The organism is Pedobacter sp. MR2016-19, assembly GCF_014947265.1.
Classification (GTDB): Bacteria; Bacteroidota; Bacteroidia; order Sphingobacteriales; family Sphingobacteriaceae; genus Pedobacter.
In genome coordinates, this window is the sequence record NZ_JADCNK010000013.1 from 19,176 (window position 1) to 37,254 (window position 18,079).

At 40.8% G+C, this 18,079-nt stretch carries 16 protein-coding genes; 5 read left to right on the forward strand and 11 right to left on the reverse strand.

Annotation, left to right across the window (positions count from 1 at the left end):
• Positions 1-185 precede the first annotated feature (185 nt).
• The 3 genes from IM793_RS16490 (at position 186) to IM793_RS16500 (ending at position 4,411) form a co-directional block, all read left to right on the forward strand.
• Positions 186-2,432, forward strand: a complete 2,247-nt coding sequence (locus IM793_RS16490) for a DUF5703 domain-containing protein (protein WP_370629800.1) — start codon at positions 186-188, stop codon at positions 2,430-2,432.
• Between the two features lie 68 nt (positions 2,433-2,500).
• The gene (locus IM793_RS16495; protein ID WP_193423203.1) at positions 2,501-3,289 is read left to right on the forward strand and encodes an SDR family oxidoreductase; all 789 of its coding nucleotides are present in this window, start codon (positions 2,501-2,503) and stop codon (positions 3,287-3,289) included.
• Positions 3,290-3,394: 105 nt separating this feature from the next.
• Complete coding sequence (locus IM793_RS16500; protein ID WP_193423205.1) at positions 3,395-4,411, forward strand: zinc-binding alcohol dehydrogenase family protein; 1,017 nt, start codon at positions 3,395-3,397, stop codon at positions 4,409-4,411.
• Positions 4,412-4,964: 553 nt separating this feature from the next.
• On the opposite strand, the gene araA is transcribed toward IM793_RS16500, so the two are convergent.
• The 4 genes from araA to IM793_RS16520 form a co-directional block, all read right to left on the reverse strand.
• Positions 4,965-6,455, reverse strand: a complete 1,491-nt coding sequence (gene araA / locus IM793_RS16505; RefSeq protein ID WP_193423208.1) for an L-arabinose isomerase — start codon at positions 6,453-6,455, stop codon at positions 4,965-4,967.
• A gap of 408 nt (positions 6,456-6,863) precedes the next feature.
• Positions 6,864-7,565 carry an L-ribulose-5-phosphate 4-epimerase gene (locus IM793_RS16510; protein WP_193423210.1) on the reverse strand — a complete coding sequence of 234 codons (702 nt, stop codon included), beginning with the start codon at positions 7,563-7,565 and terminating at the stop codon, positions 6,864-6,866.
• Entirely contained in the window at positions 7,562-9,262 is a 1,701-nt protein-coding gene (locus tag IM793_RS16515) for a ribulokinase (protein ID WP_193423212.1), read from the reverse strand. Before IM793_RS16515 ends, IM793_RS16510 begins: the two co-directional genes overlap by 4 nt.
• A gap of 148 nt (positions 9,263-9,410) precedes the next feature.
• Positions 9,411-10,301, reverse strand: coding sequence for an alpha/beta hydrolase (locus tag IM793_RS16520; protein WP_227256287.1), 891 nt, complete (start codon positions 10,299-10,301; stop codon positions 9,411-9,413).
• Between the two features lie 458 nt (positions 10,302-10,759).
• Between IM793_RS16520 and IM793_RS16525 the strand changes: the two genes are divergently transcribed.
• Positions 10,760-11,311 (forward strand): TerD family protein, encoded by a 552-nt coding sequence (locus IM793_RS16525; protein WP_121283394.1) that lies wholly within the window; start codon positions 10,760-10,762, stop codon positions 11,309-11,311.
• Between the two features lie 463 nt (positions 11,312-11,774).
• Positions 11,775-12,182, forward strand: a complete 408-nt coding sequence (locus IM793_RS16530; RefSeq protein WP_193423214.1) for a VOC family protein — start codon at positions 11,775-11,777, stop codon at positions 12,180-12,182.
• Positions 12,183-12,240: 58 nt separating this feature from the next.
• Here the strand turns inward: IM793_RS16530 and IM793_RS16535 are convergent, their stop codons facing one another.
• The 7 genes from IM793_RS16535 to IM793_RS16565 form a co-directional block, all read right to left on the reverse strand.
• On the reverse strand, positions 12,241-12,429 hold the full coding sequence (locus IM793_RS16535) for a LytTR family transcriptional regulator DNA-binding domain-containing protein (RefSeq protein ID WP_193423216.1): 189 nt from the start codon (positions 12,427-12,429) through the stop codon (positions 12,241-12,243).
• On the reverse strand, positions 12,423-13,316 hold the full coding sequence (locus IM793_RS16540) for a hypothetical protein (protein ID WP_193423218.1): 894 nt from the start codon (positions 13,314-13,316) through the stop codon (positions 12,423-12,425). Before IM793_RS16540 ends, IM793_RS16535 begins: the two co-directional genes overlap by 7 nt.
• Positions 13,317-13,333: 17 nt before the next feature.
• The gene (locus IM793_RS16545) at positions 13,334-14,284 is read right to left on the reverse strand and encodes an NAD(P)-dependent alcohol dehydrogenase (RefSeq protein ID WP_193423220.1); all 951 of its coding nucleotides are present in this window, start codon (positions 14,282-14,284) and stop codon (positions 13,334-13,336) included.
• 148 nt (positions 14,285-14,432) lie between these two features.
• Entirely contained in the window at positions 14,433-15,341 is a 909-nt protein-coding gene (locus IM793_RS16550) for an AraC family transcriptional regulator (RefSeq protein WP_193423222.1), read from the reverse strand.
• 7 nt (positions 15,342-15,348) lie between these two features.
• Entirely contained in the window at positions 15,349-16,308 is a 960-nt protein-coding gene (locus tag IM793_RS16555) for an NADP-dependent oxidoreductase (RefSeq protein ID WP_193423224.1), read from the reverse strand.
• 214 nt (positions 16,309-16,522) lie between these two features.
• On the reverse strand, positions 16,523-17,428 hold the full coding sequence (locus IM793_RS16560; RefSeq protein ID WP_193423226.1) for an alpha/beta hydrolase: 906 nt from the start codon (positions 17,426-17,428) through the stop codon (positions 16,523-16,525).
• A 20-nt stretch (positions 17,429-17,448) separates the two neighbouring features.
• Positions 17,449-18,051 carry an isochorismatase family protein gene (locus IM793_RS16565; RefSeq protein WP_193423228.1) on the reverse strand — a complete coding sequence of 201 codons (603 nt, stop codon included), beginning with the start codon at positions 18,049-18,051 and terminating at the stop codon, positions 17,449-17,451.
• Positions 18,052-18,079: the final 28 nt, after the last annotated feature.

The window sequence follows — 18,079 nt, forward strand, 5'->3', positions numbered from 1 at the left end:
TCATTAAGGCTCCTGTCTTACCTGCTCTCAGGTGCCTTAGGTGGTCAAACATATTACAAACAACAAAATTAACCACAAAGGCACAAAGAACACTAAGTATATGCACTCTAACCTTAAATGTTCTCACATGTCTCATATGGTCAAAAAACATAAACCTAAAAAAAACAACGCTTTCCTTGGTGTTTGTGTCTTTGTGGTTAATAAGCCCAAATGCTTTTTCGCAAGAAAAAGACAACGTAATTTGGACCTCACAAAGTAACAACTCTGCAGAATCCATGCCCGTAGGAGGTGGAGATATCGGCCTAAACCTTTGGGTAGAAAAAGGTGATGTTTATCTCTACTTATCACGCAGTGGAACATTCGACGAAAATAATACCTTACTCAAACTTGGTCGCGTAAAACTGAGTTTAAGTCCAAATCCATTCGAAGGAAAAACATTCAAACAAGAATTGATTTTAAAAGATGGTTACGCTCAGATTTCAGGCAAAAATGGCAGCTTAAATGCTCAAATTAAGGCCTGGGTTGATGTGTTTAATCCGGTGATCCACCTTGAGGTAAAATCAAACCAAAAAATAATTACCCAAGCCAGTTACGAAAGCTGGCGTTTCGAAGACCGGATAATAAAGGGTAAAGAAAACAATCAGAATTCGTATAAATGGGCACCCCAGGGTATTGTTAAAACATTTAGAGACGAAATAGCCTTTAAAAATAACGCTATTCAATTCTACCATCAAAACAAACCTGAAACCGTATTCGATGTTACCGTGAAACAACAAGGTCTTGATGATAGTAAGGCAGAACTTTTCAATCCCCTAAAAAACCTGATTTTTGGCGGCTCGATGCAGGGAGATGACATGTTCCCAGCAGGTAATTATGAAGGAGTATATTTAAGTACACCATTTAAAGCCTGGATTTTGAGAAGTAAAAAACCTTCTGCTTCAAATCACATCTCCATTAGGTTAAATACTTCAAAAACGGCATCAATTAGTGAATGGGAGAAAGCTTTAAATGCTGTAAAGAACAAAAACGACCAAAAAGCCAGTATAAAATGGTGGAATGCTTACTGGAAAAAGAGTTTCATTTACATCAATGCTAAAGACGAAACAGCAAATCAATCGGCTAAAAATTACCAGTTGTTCAGGTATATGCTGGGTTGTAATGCTTTTGGTAAATACCCAACGAAGTTCAATGGCGGACTTTTCACTTTCGACCCTCAGTTAACCGACACGACATTAAAATATACACCCGATTTCAGGAAATGGGGTGGTGGAACGCATACCGCTCAAAACCAACGCCTGGTATATTGGCCCATGTTAAAAAGCGGGGATTTTGACCTGATGCAACCTCAGTTCGATTTCTATCTGGATCTGTTGAAAAATGCAGAAATCAGAACAGAAGCCGCCTGGGGGCACAAGGGTGCAAGTTTTACCGAGCAATTAGAAAATTTCGGATTACCAAATCCTACTGAGTATGGCTGGAAACGCCCTGCCGATTTTAATAAAGGCATGGAATACAATGCCTGGTTAGAATACGAATGGGATACTGTATTGGAGTTTTGTATGATGATTCTGGAAACCGAGCGCTATAGCGGCAAAAACATAGAGAAGTACCTTCCTTTAATTGAAAGCTCGCTTACTTTTTTCAAAGAGCATTATACTTATTTAGCCAAACAACGCGGAGCAAAAGCTTTAGATGCCAATGGCTATTTGGTTTTATACCCGGGGTCTGCAGCTGAAACTTATAAAATGGCTTACAATTCCACTTCTACAATTGCAGCTTTAAAAACGGTTTTAGAGAGATTCATTGCGCTGCCTTCTTTGTCTGAAACTAAGAAAACCGAATGGACAGCGATGCTGAAAACCATTCCGCCAATAAGTTTCAGGACTTTCGACGGACATACTACCATTTCTCCGGCTAAACTTTGGGAACGCATCAATAATACCGAAAGTCCGCAGTTGTACCCTGTATACCCTTGGGGCATTTATGGAATCGGCAAAACTGGTTTAGACACTGCGATGAACACTTTTAAATATGATACCGATGTGCTGAAATTCAGCAGTCATATCGGATGGAAACAAGACAATATTTTTGCGGCAAGGCTTGGTTTAACAGAAGATGCTGCGAAGCTAACCACCGCTAAATTAAAAGATTCAGGCAGGAGGTTTCCTGCATTTTGGGGGCCAGGTTTCGATTGGGTGCCTGATCATAATTGGGGTGGATCGGGCATGATCGGTTTACAAGAAATGCTGATGCAAGTTGATGGAAAAAAAATATATTTGTGCCCGGCATGGCCAAAAGATTGGGATGTTCATTTCAAGCTTTATGCGCCATATCAAACTACTGTTGAAGGCACTTTAAAAGATGGAAAATTAATAGATTTGAAAGTATTGCCAGCAACAAGAAAAGAAGATATAAAAATAATGATAGAATGAGTGAATTTTGAATGAGTGAATTGCATTTTGCATTCAATCAATCTCTCATTCACTAATTAAAAAGAAACATGGATTTACAATTAAAAGAAAAAGTTATTATCATCACTGGTGCTGCAAAGGGCATTGGTCGCAGTATCGCAGAAGTGTTTGCCAAAGAAAATGCAATTGCGGTAATCGTGGGTAGAAAAGCAGAAGACAATCAAAAAGTAGTTGATGCTATAATTGCAGATGGAGGGAAAGCTGCACAGTTTGTGGCTGAACTATCCAACCCTGACGATTGTGAAACCGTGGTGAAAAACATTGTAGTTCAATTCGGCAGAATTGATGGTTTAGTGAATAACGCAGGCGTTAATGACGGTGTAGGTTTAGAAAGTGGAAATTATAAAGACTTTATGGCTTCATTACATAAAAATGTAGTGCATTATTATTTGATGGCGCACCACGCGCTGCCAGAATTAATTAAAAGTAAGGGGGCAATTGTAAACATCACCTCTAAAACAGCAGAAACAGGACAAGGAAATACTTCAGCTTATGCTGCTGCTAATGGAGGCAGGAATGCTTTAACACGGGAATGGGCTGTAGAGTTGCTTAAATATGGAATCCGTGTGAATGCAGTTGTAGTTGCAGAATGCTGGACGCCCGCTTACGAAACCTGGATTGAAACTTTGGATGATGCTGAAGAAAAACTAAAAGAAATCACTTCTAAAATTCCGTTAGAAAACAGAATGACGACAGCAGAAGAAATTGCAAATATGACGGCTTTTTTAATGTCGAATAAATCAAGCCATACCACCGGACAGATCATTCACGTTGATGGCGGTTATGTGCATTTAGACAGAGCTTTGGCAAACGCTTAGAAAATTAATTATTGAATGATAAATTGAGTGAATGATAGAATGATTTTAAAATCGCTACCAACATTCAATAATTCATTTATTCAAAATTCAATCATTAAATTAAAAATGAAAACCCTTACCTGTACCACACCTGGAACTTTTGAATATTCAGAAACAGAAAAGCCTGAGCTTAAAAAAGACCATGCCATTATAAAAATTAAAAAAATCGGCATTTGCGGAACCGATTTACATGCCTTTGAAGGCACCCAGCCTTTCTTTAATTATCCTAGAGTGTTAGGCCACGAGTTATCGGGCGAATTGGTTGAAGCCGATGGAGCCACTGGTTTCAAAATAGGAGAGGCTGTTACCTTTATTCCATACTTTAATTGTGGCGAATGTATTGCCTGCCGGATGAATAAACCCAACTGCTGTGTTAAAATGCAGGTTTGTGGGGTACATGTAGATGGTGGGATGCGCGAATATTTACAGGTGCCATCCAGAACACTTTTACATGGCGAAGGATTGAGTTATGATGAACTTGCTTTGGTTGAACCTTTAGCCATCGGTGCGCATGGCGTTCGCAGGGCAGATGTTCAGCCAGGAGAATTTGTACTGGTCATCGGTGCGGGGCCAATTGGTTTAGGTACAATGGAATTCGCCAGAATTGCTGGGGCAAATGTTATCGCTTTAGATATTAATGAGGATCGTTTAGCTTTCTGTAAAGATAAATTAAAGGTGGCGCATGTGGTTAATGCCCTTTCACCTGATGTAACGCAACAACTTAGTGATATTACCAATGGCGATATGCCAACAGTAGTAATCGATGCTACAGGTAATCAGAAGGCGATCAATAACGCCATAAATTACATGGCACATGGCGCACGGTTTGTTTTAATCGGCTTGCAAAAAGGAGATTTGATTTTTAATCACCCTGAATTTCATAAGCGTGAATCGACATTAATGAGCAGCAGAAATGCCACCATTGAAGATTTCGAGCATGTAATCAAATCAATGAAAACTGGTTTGGTTAATCCAACCAATTATATTACGCACCAGGTAAAGTTTGAAGAAGTAAAAGATGAGTTTGAAAGCTGGTTAGATCCGAAAAATGGGGTGATTAAGGCGATGGTGAGTATAGAATAATCCTCATCTTTATACCCAAAAGAGGAATTTTAGTGAATTGATAGTCTGGGTAGAATCGTCATTCCCAACTTGATTGGGAACCACGGAGTGCTCATGAATGCCTTTGAAACAAGAGAAACTTATGAATAATCTTAATGCAATAAGCTTTAAGATTCCCGCCTGCGCGGGAATGACGAACTTCTACTGAAATCTGTAAATGGTAGATGAACGAAAAGCAGTTGAGAAATCTATTTTAGATCTCTCCATTTCGCTGCGCTTCAGTCGAGATGACGATTTTTTATTAGGACATTCAGCAGTAATTGTTAAATATATCTGCTTAGCCTTCATCATAAAAAGATCCTGAAACAAGTTCAGGATGACGATCGCGATAATCGTCCTCGTTTGTAACGAGGATGCCCGAAAAAGGCGATTTTATCGCCTAAAGTAATTTTAAAACATACTTTAAGACTTCCGAAGTTCAATTTCATCAAGCCACTAAACTTCGGAAGTAATAAAAAAAGGCCGGTAATCCTAAGATTACCGGCCTGAACGTTGAGCGTTAGTTAATCAAAAACTATTTATAAAAAACTTCATTCCAATGCAATTCATTTCTGAATTGATTGATTTTGGTATCAGCACCAATATTCACATATTCTAAACCCGCAATATTGGCAAAATCCAATAAATGCTCGGTTGTTAAATTCTGACTATAAGCGGTATGGTGTGCACCACCTGCATAAATCCATGCTGCACAACCTGTTTTCATATCAGGTAGTGGTTTCCACAATACACGGGCTACCGGTAAGTTTGGTAAATCATGTTCAGCTTCTACAGCCTTTACTTCGTTCACTAACAGGCGGAAACGGTTGCCCATATCAATTAAAGATGCATTTAAAGCATCACCACCGGCAACATTAAAAACCAAACGTGCAGGATCTGCTTTGCCACCAATGCCCAATGGATGAACCTCTAAACTCGCTTTACCACTCGCTAAAGAAGCGTCAACCTCAAGCATGTGTGAACCTAAAACCATCGAGTTTGCAGGATCAAAGTGATAAGTATAATCTTCCATAAATGCATTACCACCAGCTAAACCTGCACCCATTACCTTACAGGCACGTACTAAAGCAGCCGTTTTCCAGTCACCTTCACCAGCGAAACCATAACCATCGGCCATTAAACGCTGTGCTGCAATCCCTGGTAACTGAATCATACCATGTAAATCTTCAAAAGTATCAGAGAAACCTTTAAAGCCACCATCAACTAAAAACTTACGTAAACCCAATTCAATTTTAGCTGCCTCGTAAACTGATGAATGCCTTGCGCCGCCAGCTTTTAAATCATCGGCCATTTCATAAGTAGCATCATATTCTTTCAGTAACGTCTGAATAGCATCTTCACTAATTCCATTAATTACCGCTACTAAATCACCTATACCATAAGTGTTTACCGCAAAACCAAATTTCATTTCAGCTTCTACTTTGTCGCCATCAGTAACGGCCACATAACGCATGTTATCGCCAAAACGGGCAAATTTAGCGCCTTGCCAATCGTGCCAGCCTGCTGCAGCCCTGCACCAGGTATCGATCTGTTTAGCCACTTCTTCATCCTGCCAATGACCAACAACTACTTTACGATCTTTACGCATACGCGACACCATAAAACCGAATTCACGGTCGCCATGCGCACTTTGGTTCAGGTTCATAAAATCCATATCAATGGTATTCCATGGAATATCGCGGTTAAACTGCGTATGTAAATGCAATAGCGGTTTTTGCAAAACATTCAAACCCCTGATCCACATTTTAGCCGGAGAGAAGGTATGCATCCAGGTAATTACTCCAATACAGTTCTCATCAATATTGGCTTGTTGCAAGGTTTCGAAAATTTCTTCCGTTGTTTTTACAATCGGTTTGTACACTACCGAAACAGAAATACTTCCGTTCTGGTTTAACGAATCAGCCACTTGCTGTGCATGTTCTGCTACTTGTTTTAAGGTTTCTTCGCCATACAAATGTTGCGTACCCGTAATAAACCAAACTTGTAATTTTTTTAAATCAATCATTACTATCTATGTTATTTTTAATTTATTCTATTCTCCTCGGTCTGTGTCCTCACAGACCACTATTCTTATTCTTTTTATTTTGAAAAGCAAAGTTCCGTATTCCATCGGTTACTGCAGTCCTGCTTTCCGTTTTATCCTTAGATAGCAGCACAATTTTAGCCAACTAAACCCGACCGTAGCGAGATGCCGATTTTTTCAATCGGCAGAAGCGGGGGCGGGACTGTTGTAACCTAAATGATGCTGCCATTGCTTTCCAAATCGCTAAATATTTTAATCTATCGTTGTAATTTATAAAATTGTTTGGTGAGCCACTAAGCCTGGAATCATTCGCTGTCATGCTGAGGGTACGAAGCATCTGTTTCATCAGTTGCAGATGCTTCGTGCCTCAGCATGACAAATACTCAAAACTCACTTCTGTCCATAATAAGCCCCGGCGCCATGCTTCCGCTCATAATGTTTTTCAATCAGCGAATCTTTCAGCTTCGGGGCCTGCGGATTAATCTGCTCGGTTAATAAAGCCATTTGTGCTACAGTTTCCAAAACCGCGCTGTTATAAACCGCTTTATCGGCCGTTTTGCCCCAGGTAAAAGGAGCGTGGTTACCCACTAAAATCATTTCTACCTCTTTATAACTCAGGCCTAAACTTTCAAAATGGTTCATAATCTGGAAACCCGTTTCGTACTCGTAGTTTCCTTTAATCATTTCATCAGCCATTGGCGGTGCACATGGAATATCAACGGTTAAATGGTCGGCATGTGTGGTTCCGAAAATTGGAATTGCCCTTTGTGCCTGTGCCCAGGCCGTACCATAGGTAGAATGTGTATGCACAATCCCCCCAATTTCTTCCCAGTGTTTGTATAAAACCGCATGGGTTTTGGTATCTGATGAGGGGCGTAAATTCCCTTCAACTGTGTTCCCGTCAAAATCTACAATGACCATTTTGTCCGGCGATAGATCTTCGTAAGGTACACCGCTTGGCTTAATCGCAAATACCCCTTTTGCTCGGTCAGCAGCACTCACATTCCCGAAAGTGAAAAGCACCAACCCCAATTTAGGCAACTGCATATTGGCCTGGTAGGCCTGCTCTTTTATATCCTGATAGTTGCTCATGATAAATAAGGTTTTACATCTTTTTTGTTGTATTTCTCCAGGTATCTGCCCAGTCCCAAATATTGTTGGTAATGCCGGCGGTAAAGCTTTTGTTTTTTAATATTTGGGGTATATTCTTTTTCAAAACCTGTTCCCATGGCTTCCATCGCGGCTTCAATGTTCGGATAAACGCCAGCAGCAACGGCTGCAAACATGGCTGCACCTAAAGCGCAGGTATGCTCGAAACGGTGAATCCTGATTGGCATTTCCAATACATCGGCCATCATTTGCATGATATAAGCTGATTTTTTCGCTACACCACCAATACCGATAATCCCTTTTACAGGTACACCTTGTTCTTTAAAGCGGTCTACAATAGCCTTAGCACCGAAACAGGTAGCTGCAGCTAAAGCACGGAAAAAACGTGGTGCATCAGTTCCTAAACCTAAACCGGTTATTGCACCTTTAAGTTCCTGGTTTGCATCTGGTGTTCTGCGACCGTTTAACCAGTCAACTGCCAGTTCTGCATAATCATCATCTTCCAATGCTTCAGCTTGTTTACTTAAATTGGTAATAATTTTAGCCTCCAGTTCTTCTTTTAAAGCAATTGCTGTAGCTTCATCTATTAGTGCCGATTCGGTCAATAAATGATTTAGTGGCCAGCTGATTAAGTTCTTAAACCAGGCATAAACATCGCCAAAAGCAGATTGCCCCGCCTCTAAACCTGCCATCCCCGGAATTACCGAGCCATTAACCTGGCCGCAGATACCGTTAATCAATTTTCCATCTAAATCCTGGTTAGGTGCAACCAGAATATCGCAGGTACTGGTACCCATTACTTTGCTCAGGTAGTAAGGCTCAATTTGTCCGCCTACCGCGCCCATATGGGCATCAAATGCGCCAACACCAACAACTACATCTGTACTTAAGCCCAGTTTAGTTGCCCATTCTTCGCTCAATGTTCCTGCAGCAATGTCAGAAGTATAGGTATCGGTGAATAATTTATCTCTAAATCCCGCTAAAAGCGGATCAAGACTACTAAAGAAATCTTCCGGAGGTAAACCGTTAAATTCTTCTGCCCAAAGTGCTTTATGGCCAGCAGCGCAACGACTGCGTTTCATTTCTTTGATATCATTTCCACCACAAAGTAAAAATGGAATCCAATCGCAGTGTTCTACCCAGGATGCAGCAGCTTTTTTAATACTTGAATCAACCCTTAAAATATATAGCAATTTAGCCCAGAACCATTCAGAAGAATAAATGCCACCAACATATTTAAGGTAATTGGTGCTGAATTTTGTGGCATGTTCATTAATCTCGGCCGCTTCTTTAACTGATGTATGGTCTTTCCAAAGCACAAACATAGCATTCGGATTCTCCTCAAAATCTTTGGTTAAAGCAAGGGGAGTACCTGTTGCATCAACAGCAACCGGGCTGGAGCCGGTTGTATCAACTGAAATACCTTTTACCAAATGTGCAATTTCTGCACCGCCGGCTTTGGCCAGGCAATCTTTTATGGTGTGGGTTAAACCTTCAATATAATCTAAGGGATGCTGGCGGAACTGATTAACAGCGGGTTTACAATATAAACCTTTCTGCCATCTTGGATAAAGAAAAACAGATGATGCTATTTCTTTTCCGTTTGCGGTATCGACTAGAACAGACCGGACAGAATCTGACCCGTAATCTACTCCAATTACATAGTTTGCGTTGCTCATAACAATAAATAAATGTCTAATTAACGTTTATTTATTTGAATTTAAAAATTTAATTATTCTTTTCATTAAAAACATTAGTTTTAGGAGAATAGCCATACCATTTTTTATGGAATATCCGTCCCTTAAAAGGGCAGACACTGAGCTGACGTTACTCTTTTTTCATTTGGGGATATAAAAACTTAAAAGAATTAGAAACCGCCTGATGCATGATCGTTGCATGATTCTCTTGTGGTAAAAAATCGAAATAGACTTTAACAGCGTTGTTTTTAAAACCTTTTATCTTTTCGGCCAGTACATTTGCATCCACCTCCATTACCCTGGGAATTTCGGTAGGCGTTAGTCCTTCTTTACCAACAGCAATGTAAACCGCGGTTTGCTGGTTAAAAGTACTTCCACTGATTTTCGAATCCTGATTGAGCAACGAACCATTGTCCCACCATAAGCTTGGACTAATAATAATGTATCGATTAAAAAGAGCAGGCTTTTTGATTAAAATTTCGGAAGCTAGCAAGCCTCCTAAAGATTGACCGATAATGGTTTTGTTTGTATTCGTTTTATATTTTGACTGAATATAAGGCTCAAGTTCTTTTTCAATAAAAGAAATAAATTGATCTGAATGGCCAGTTGTAGGATAGTTTTTCTTATCACGCTCAATCGATGTAGGAAAAGTAAAATCCCTTTTACGATCGACAGTTGCAATGCCAACTACAATTGATTTTGGAACCTGATTTACCCATTCGAAACTATTAAACTGTACAAGCCCTGCAATATGAATGAAATCTTCATCAGCAGAACCATCAAGCAAATAAATTACCGGATATCTGGTACTGTCGCTTTGATTATAACCTTCAGGAAGGTATATGTTCAGGATTCTTTTCTCTGCCAGTTCTCCCGATTGTATTTCATCTATTACGCCAAGCACAAAAGGTTTAGTGTTACTTGTGAGTTTCTGTTTTTTTGTTTGCCCCAAAGCCATTAGCTGGCAAAAAACCAATAGCGCAATTAAAAATATTTTATGGGTATGCTTTTGTAGTTTCATTAGATAGAAGTCATGCTTATTGAATAGATCTGCCGAAAATTAATGATTTCTTTGGATCTATTGACTAAATGCGGCTAAAAATATCTAAAGGAAGCTAAATTCTCAATCTGTTTAAAGAATAATGATAATCAAAAATTGTTATTCATTTTTATGGAATTTATAACATAGGTTACATCTGACATCCTGAAAAATTAAAGGATGAAGGAGGCAATCACCGTTTCAAAAAAAACGGGCTAATTGGCACCGGTGGCTAACCATTAAGATTTTAAATCGTTTAGAATGCAAGGCTGGAGCTAGATGGTACCACTTTATTTGCCCAAAGAAAAACTGACCTGCATTTTCAAAAAAACATATAGCTGCTCATACCTTTTTACAAATACCCAATATTTTTTCCCGGGCATTGCAATAATCCCGATTTAACTTTAGCTTGCGGGCATTAAAATTCAACCTGTTATTACATGGCCATTAATCTTCAAAAAGGGCAACGCGAAAATTTAAGCGCTCCAAAATTTACCATCGGGCTGGGCTGGGATACCAACAGTGCCTCTAGTGGTTACGATTTCGATTTAGATGCCTCGGTATTTATGCTGGGCGAAAATCGGAAATTGATTGCTGATGAATATTTCGTGTTTTATAACAATTTAATTTCTCCGGATGGCGCCCTTACCCATACCGGCGATAATTTAACAGGAGAGGGAGATGGTGACGATGAAGCGATCCATGTTGATCTTACGGTTGTGAACCCTGCAATCAGCGAATTGTGCATTGTGGTAACCATCCATGATGCTTTGGCACGCAGGCAAAACTTCGGACAGGTTAAAAACTCTTTCGTACGCATTGTAGACACTAATGGGGTAGAAATTATGAAATATGAACTGGAAGAAGATTTCTCTATCGAAACTGCTGTAGAGTTCGGCCGTATTTACCGTCGCAATGGAGAATGGCGTTTCGAAGCCGTAGGTGTAGGAATGAAGGGCGGACTTCAGGATTATGTAAATAAGTACCAGTAAGTAAATAGGTTAACATTCCAGTCTCTGGAGGCTAGTGTACACTAGTGAAGCAGGAGTAAATTAAAAAAGCGAATGACAATGCGCTCAAAAAAAATCGCCTATATTTTACTCATATAATATACTACCTACTGGTGCAACCTGCATCATGATTAATATTACTCATTTGATGGCTTATTATCAGGAAAGCAATTGCAGTACTCCATAGGTTAATTTCTTCCTGCTCTACCTTCTGCCATGAAAAATGGCATTCGTTCGATCAGGTTTAGTTTAGTCATTTTCTGCTACTATGTCGGTTTTCTGTGCCACAGGCCTAAGTTAATAGCCCTGATCGAGGCAGCATCAGGCATACATATCAACTTATTCTTCAGGAATATGTACAGAAAAAAGAAAAAAAATTACAAACCCTGACAAACAGTTGTCATGAGCACCTGATACCTTCGTTGCACAATTAAAATGATTAGCAATGAATTTAATATCCACCCGCATTATTACGGCCCAGGTTGAAACACTCATCTATTTTTACGAACAGGTAACAGGTTTAAAAGCCACCAGATACACGCCTGATTTTGCCGAATTAAAAACCCCAGGCGCAAACCTGGCCATTGGGAGCATACGCACTTTACATTTTTTTGGTGGCGACAGTGTTGCTCAACCTGCACAAAACCGTAGCATGATTATCGAATTCAGGGTTGATGATGTGCTGAAGCATTTCGAACAATTAGCGGTTTCCTTAAAAAGCGCAATCGTACAGGAACCTACCATTATGCCCTGGGGCAATCAATCTTTATTATTAAGAGATCCCGATGGCAATCTGGTGAATCTTTTTACTCCGGTAACGCCCGAAGCTATAGAAAAGTTTAAGGGTAATTAAACTTATAATGTAATCATTATAAGATAGTTAAATGTATTGATTTGTTTTTGTTGAGAAATTACCTGTCAAGCCATTTTTTAAATTCCGATACCTTGTTTTTACTGATCAAGATCACCTCATCGGGCTCTGGTGAGACCACAATTTTCAGTTGGTTTTTGCCATAAATATAAATGGTTTTGATAGCGTTAAGACTAATAATAAACTGCCTGTTTGCACGGTAATAGGTAGAATAACCCGCCTTTAACAAGCGATCTTTACTTTTTTAGTCTTTTCTCCTGCTGTTGACTTAACTAACGAACTCCATTGCCAGGTTAAACCTGTTGTTATTGCCAAAACGATTGATTCTAAAGCAAATTGACCTTCACTTGCCAGGTTGGAAATAAAGGGGCCTTTGTGTTTTAATACATAAAAAAAGGGCATTAATAATTGATAATTAATAGTTACTACAAGTAAAGCGAATAGTAATAATCTTAACCATTTAACAGGAGTTAGTTGGTTCAATATTAACATTGCCATTTCCATGCAAGCCAAAACAGGCTCTATAAAGCTTATATATGCGGGTATTAAAACATCAGGACCATAAGGTAATTTACACCATTCGCCGGTTGGTGCCAGGTATGAAATTTTTTCCATTACCGGTTTCCAGGCTGCCGCACTGAGTGGATTAATGGCGAACATAAATACAGCCGCCAGGGCAATGGCTGCTAAAAATTTATAGAGCACGTTATTTAGCTTTGGCGCAGTAAAGACAACCAGTCCGCATATTATGGCTATTGTAAATAATTTGGGGATGTTATTGATCAGCATAAAGCCAAGCGAATTCGTACAGTACCCGTCCATAAACGGCCCCCTAAAAAGAGATTCTGTCAACATCGCATCAATCAGAAACAGGATCGCCCATTTTTTCACAAAAGAACCATTAACTTTCTTATCCGCCAGGTGCCAGAAAAACAGTAGCCCAAACACCGAAAATATACGGATAACGAATTTGTATGGCATGGTAATAACCGACAGATCGGGAAAGGGAACATTCATTTTCTGAAGCATCACCGTATGAACACTTAATGAAAGAATAGTGCTTAGGACTATTCCTATTGTAAACTTTAGCCAGTTTGCATTTGTCTGTTGTAGCATAAGATTTTGAGATATTTTTAAACCAGCCCGTCTATTGTAATTACTGCTTTCCCAATAAATTTACCGTCGGGTACCTCGGTATAAGCTTTTTTAAATGAATGGAAAGGATATACCTTACTTGCCACAATGGCCATTCCGTTCTCCGCATAACCCGAAAGAGCAGTCAGATATTCGGGAGCTGGTTTAAGCATGAGTAGTTTATATTTCTTATTGGAAAACAAGTTGATAAAAAAGGAGCTGAGAATTTCTTTTGGCCCGGGGGCAGTATGTACATAAGCAGATGAACGCTTCATAATTTTCTTTGCTTTTGTATAAGGCATTTTACCTGAAAGGTCGATAACAACATCATATTGTTTGTTTCCATTCAAAACATCTTCGTTGCGGTAATTGACGACGAAATCAGCTCCCCAATCTTTGACCGCCTTAATCCCGCTATCACCGGCTACGGTGGTAACAATGGCACCCTTCATTTTTGCGATTTGCGTGGCGAACATGCCTATTCCACCTGATGCACCATTGATCAGAATTTCGCTGCCTTTTTTCACTTCCACCAAAGTATTAAATATCTGCAACGCGGCAGAACCTACTACAGGAATTGCCGCAGCCTGTTCGAATGAAATATTTTGAGGCTTGATGGCTATTTCCTTTTCGGTGGCAACGATGTATTCAGCAAGGGCTTCACCTTTGAATACATTCAATATTCCAAACACTTCATTACCTTTTTGATATTGAGTTACCGATGAGCCAGTTTGTTCCACAATGCCCGAAAAATCAATACCGATGCCTCTTGGGAATTTACTGCCCGACATTAATTTCATTTCACCATTGCGTATTTTCCAGTCCAGCGGATTGATGGATACCGCTTTGACTTTGATCAAAACGTTGGTTTCCCGGACAGCAGGGATAGGCAAGTCTGCTATTTGCAATACTTCCGGCCCTCCGAATTTCGAATAAATTATTTTTTTCATTTTGTTCTGTTGATGTTACCGCTAAACATCCTTTATTTAAGTACTACGGCATTACGACTTACCACATCTGCGAACTCATGAAACTGTACCCGGGGTTTCAGTCCACCAATTAAGGGCGAATAAATAGCTGTAAAGCCCAAGCTAAATCTCAATTAAAAGTCGCCCTGAACTCAACCGGTGATTGCCTGGTTTTCGCTTTAAACAACTTACTGAAAGACGGTGAATGTTCAAAACCTAATTCATAAGCGATTTCGCTCACCGACAAATTTGTGGTCGACAACTTCTCTTTTGCCTTCCTGATCAGTTTATCATGAATATGTTGCTGCGTGCTCTTCCCCGTTAAAACCTTGAGCAGGCTGCTCAAATACTTCGGCGAAAGGTTAAGTTGTCCGGCTAGATAAGCCACCGTAGGTAAACCTTTTGAGATCAGATCTTCACCGTTAAAATAATCAGTAAGCAACTTCTCCACCCGTTCCAATACCTGGTGGTTCGTCTTTTCACGGGTAATAAACTGGCGGTGATAATACCGGTCGGCATAATTCAGCAAAGCTTCGATATGGGAAACAATAATACGCTTGCTGAATTTATCAATATTCGCTTCATACTCCTGCAAAATGTTCTGTATGATTTTGTTGATGATGGTTTCCTCCTTTTCTGACAGAAACAGGGCTTCTTTTAAAGAATAGTCCCAGAAATCATATTGACTGATCGTTTTGGCCAAAGGCGTATTCCAAAAGAAATCAGGATGGATATAGATCACCCATCCTGATTTTTCAATTTTCTTCCCTACATCATAGGCACCAATACTAAACACCTGGTTAGGCGACATAAAAGACATGATGCCATCATTAAAGTCAAACGGATGCTGCCCGTATTTCAAGGTAACATTACTCATCCTTTTAACGGAAATGGAATAAAAATCCATCACCATGTTTACCAGCTCATATCGATCCGGTTGAGGAACAGCCGCCACATCAAGCACGCTGATCAGCGGATGATGCGGTGCCGGCAAATTCAAATATCTGTGAAACTCTTCTATCGCTTTAAAATGCTTCATACAAAATTTATTTCCTGATCTCCAATACCAGCTTACCACGCACATGCCAGGTTTCACTTTCCCGATGAGCCTCGGCTGCCTGTTCAAACGGGAATACCTTATCGATGAAAACCTGCACCTTACCTTCATCGATCAGTGCAGCCATTTCTGTTAACCATTCCTGCCGTGCCTGGTTTAGAGCCAGTTCTGCTTTTACCTTTTTATTGTTAACCGTTGCTATCATTTCGTCATTGAACTTAAAGTCGGTATTCACGCTAACAAATATCCCTCCTTCACGCAACACGCTCAGCGCTTTGATTCGCTCCCCGTTATCGCGGACCGGCGAAGCCTCCAAAACCACATCAATGTCCTGCAACAGCTCTTCAAACTTTTGGGTCTTGTAATCGATCACTTCATCCGCCCCAAGCTGCCTCACATAATCCAAGTTAGCGGTAGATGCCATCCCGATCACATAGGCCCCTTTGGCTTTCGCGAATTGTACGGCGAAACTTCCAACCCCACCGGACGCACCCTGAATTAAGATCCGCTGCGCGGGCTGCAATTTACCATGCTCAAACATCCCCGTCCATCCCGTAAGCGCCGCCAGAGGAACAGCCGATGCCTGGTTAAAGTTAAGGCTTTTAGGTTTAAGCGCGAACCGAGATGCTTTGGCAACACAATACTCCGCATAACTCCCGTCCCCTGGAAAATCAGGCACACCATATACCTCGTCACCTTTACTAAAGGCCATAACATCGCTACCCACATCCTCAACGATCCCTGCCGCATCCCAACCCAAAGTGATCGGTAATTTAAGGAACGACCGTAAACTCTGGTTCGTACCATTGCGGATCGCCCAATCAACCGGGTTCACGCCACTGGCATATACTTTAATTAAAATTTCACCGGCTGCCGGAACCGGACGTTCTGTTTCCTCTATCTTCATGACCTCCGGTCCGCCAAATTCATTGATTCTTATCGCTTTCATTTTATCTGATATTTATACCAAAGTACCACAGAAAGTAACGTCATCATTTAGCAAAAGTACGCTTTGTCTTATCCAAAAGTCAGTATGCAACGGAGGATACCTTAATTTATACAATTTGATCAGCGTACCCCCTTAACAGGAAAGAGTATCCCGATGCCGAAGCCACCGTTTTTCTTGATGACCTTTTGCTGATTTAAAATGGTTTGCAACATGGTTAACTGTTTAACTTATCTTTTAAAAAGTTGCTGGCTTCCTGCATCGCTTTTTGTCCCATAGCACCTGTTCCGAAAAATCCATGCACGTTTTCGTAATTTTGATAGATCGTAGGAACACCTGCTTTTTGCAGCTTATCGGCATAGGCCTTGCCTTCGTCTCTCAGAGGGTCATAGTTGGACGTCATGATCAGCGCCGGTGGCAAACCCGAAAGGTCAGCTGCCCTTAATGGCGATGCTTCATCAAATTTGGCAGGATCGGTTAGGTAATTATCCCAAAACCATTTCATCATTTCGGCAGTCAACACATAGCCTTCCTTGTTTTCTTCCCACGATGCATGGTGTGCTGAATAGTGATCTGTTACCGGATAAGTTGCAAACTGAGCCTTAAGTACGATGCCAGTAGCTGCCAACTTTTGCGCCACCCAAATCGCCATATATCCCCCGGCGCTATCGCCCGCAACAGCCACTTTATTGCCCATGCCATTATAATTTTTTGCATTTTCAATCATCCAGAGTGTTGCCGCAACTGCGCTTTCGGGGCCTTGCGGATAGGGATGCTCCGGTGCTAGTTTATAATCTACCGACATCACCACAGCTCCTGTGTTGACGCATAGCTGGCGGCAAATCTCGTCATGTGTATCCAAACTCAGCAGCACGAAACCACCTCCATGAAAATAAGATATCACAGGGAAGGGGCCGCTTCCTTTCGGAACATATATTCTTACCGGAATCTGGTCTTTTTCAATGATCGTATTAATCACCTGTCCAACCGCTGTGGGGTTAGGATTTGCAGGTGCCTGTTTCATGAGGTCCCTGGTTTGTTGGGGTGGCAAAAGGTTTAACTTATCAAAGCCATGCGCTTCTGCATCGGCAATTGTTTTCTTTACTTCTTCGGATAGTGCCATTGGATTATTTTCAATGTGTACTACTTAAACTGTCCGAAGGTAGGAATGATATCAGACAGCAGGATTTGCATAAGCTTTCCACCATCTTCGCTTTCCCATCTGTCCGTCAATTCGGTAATTAACTGGTTGATCACGTTGGTGCGAACGCCGTGCTTTTCCCAGGTCGCCCTGGCTACATCATCAGCGATCTCTGTTGGAGAACCTCCGGCGTCTATTACTACCTGCACATCAAAACCTTCTTCTACCATTGAAATCGATGGATACACGATGCAAACATCATTGGTCAGCCCGGCCATAATAACGTTCTTACGTCCATTAGCTGCTTTTAAAACCGCGTCTTTGTAATTCTGGTCATCCCAGGCATTGGTGATTCCGCTTCTTTTTACCCTGTTCGCATATTCTTCCGGTAATATCTCCTGTAATTCGGGTACTAACTGCCCTTGCATTTGGTCTTCCATACTCGTGGTCAGCACGATAGGCATACCTAGCGCCTTACCGATCTTAGCCAATGCTTTAGCCCGGCTGATGATCATTTCCTTTGGCCGGTTGGTGGCCATGGTAATCGTTCCTACCTGGTGATCGATCAGTAAAATGATCGTGTCGTCTTTTTTAAAATGTTTCATGGTTCGTTTAGGTTTGGATGGGGAACAA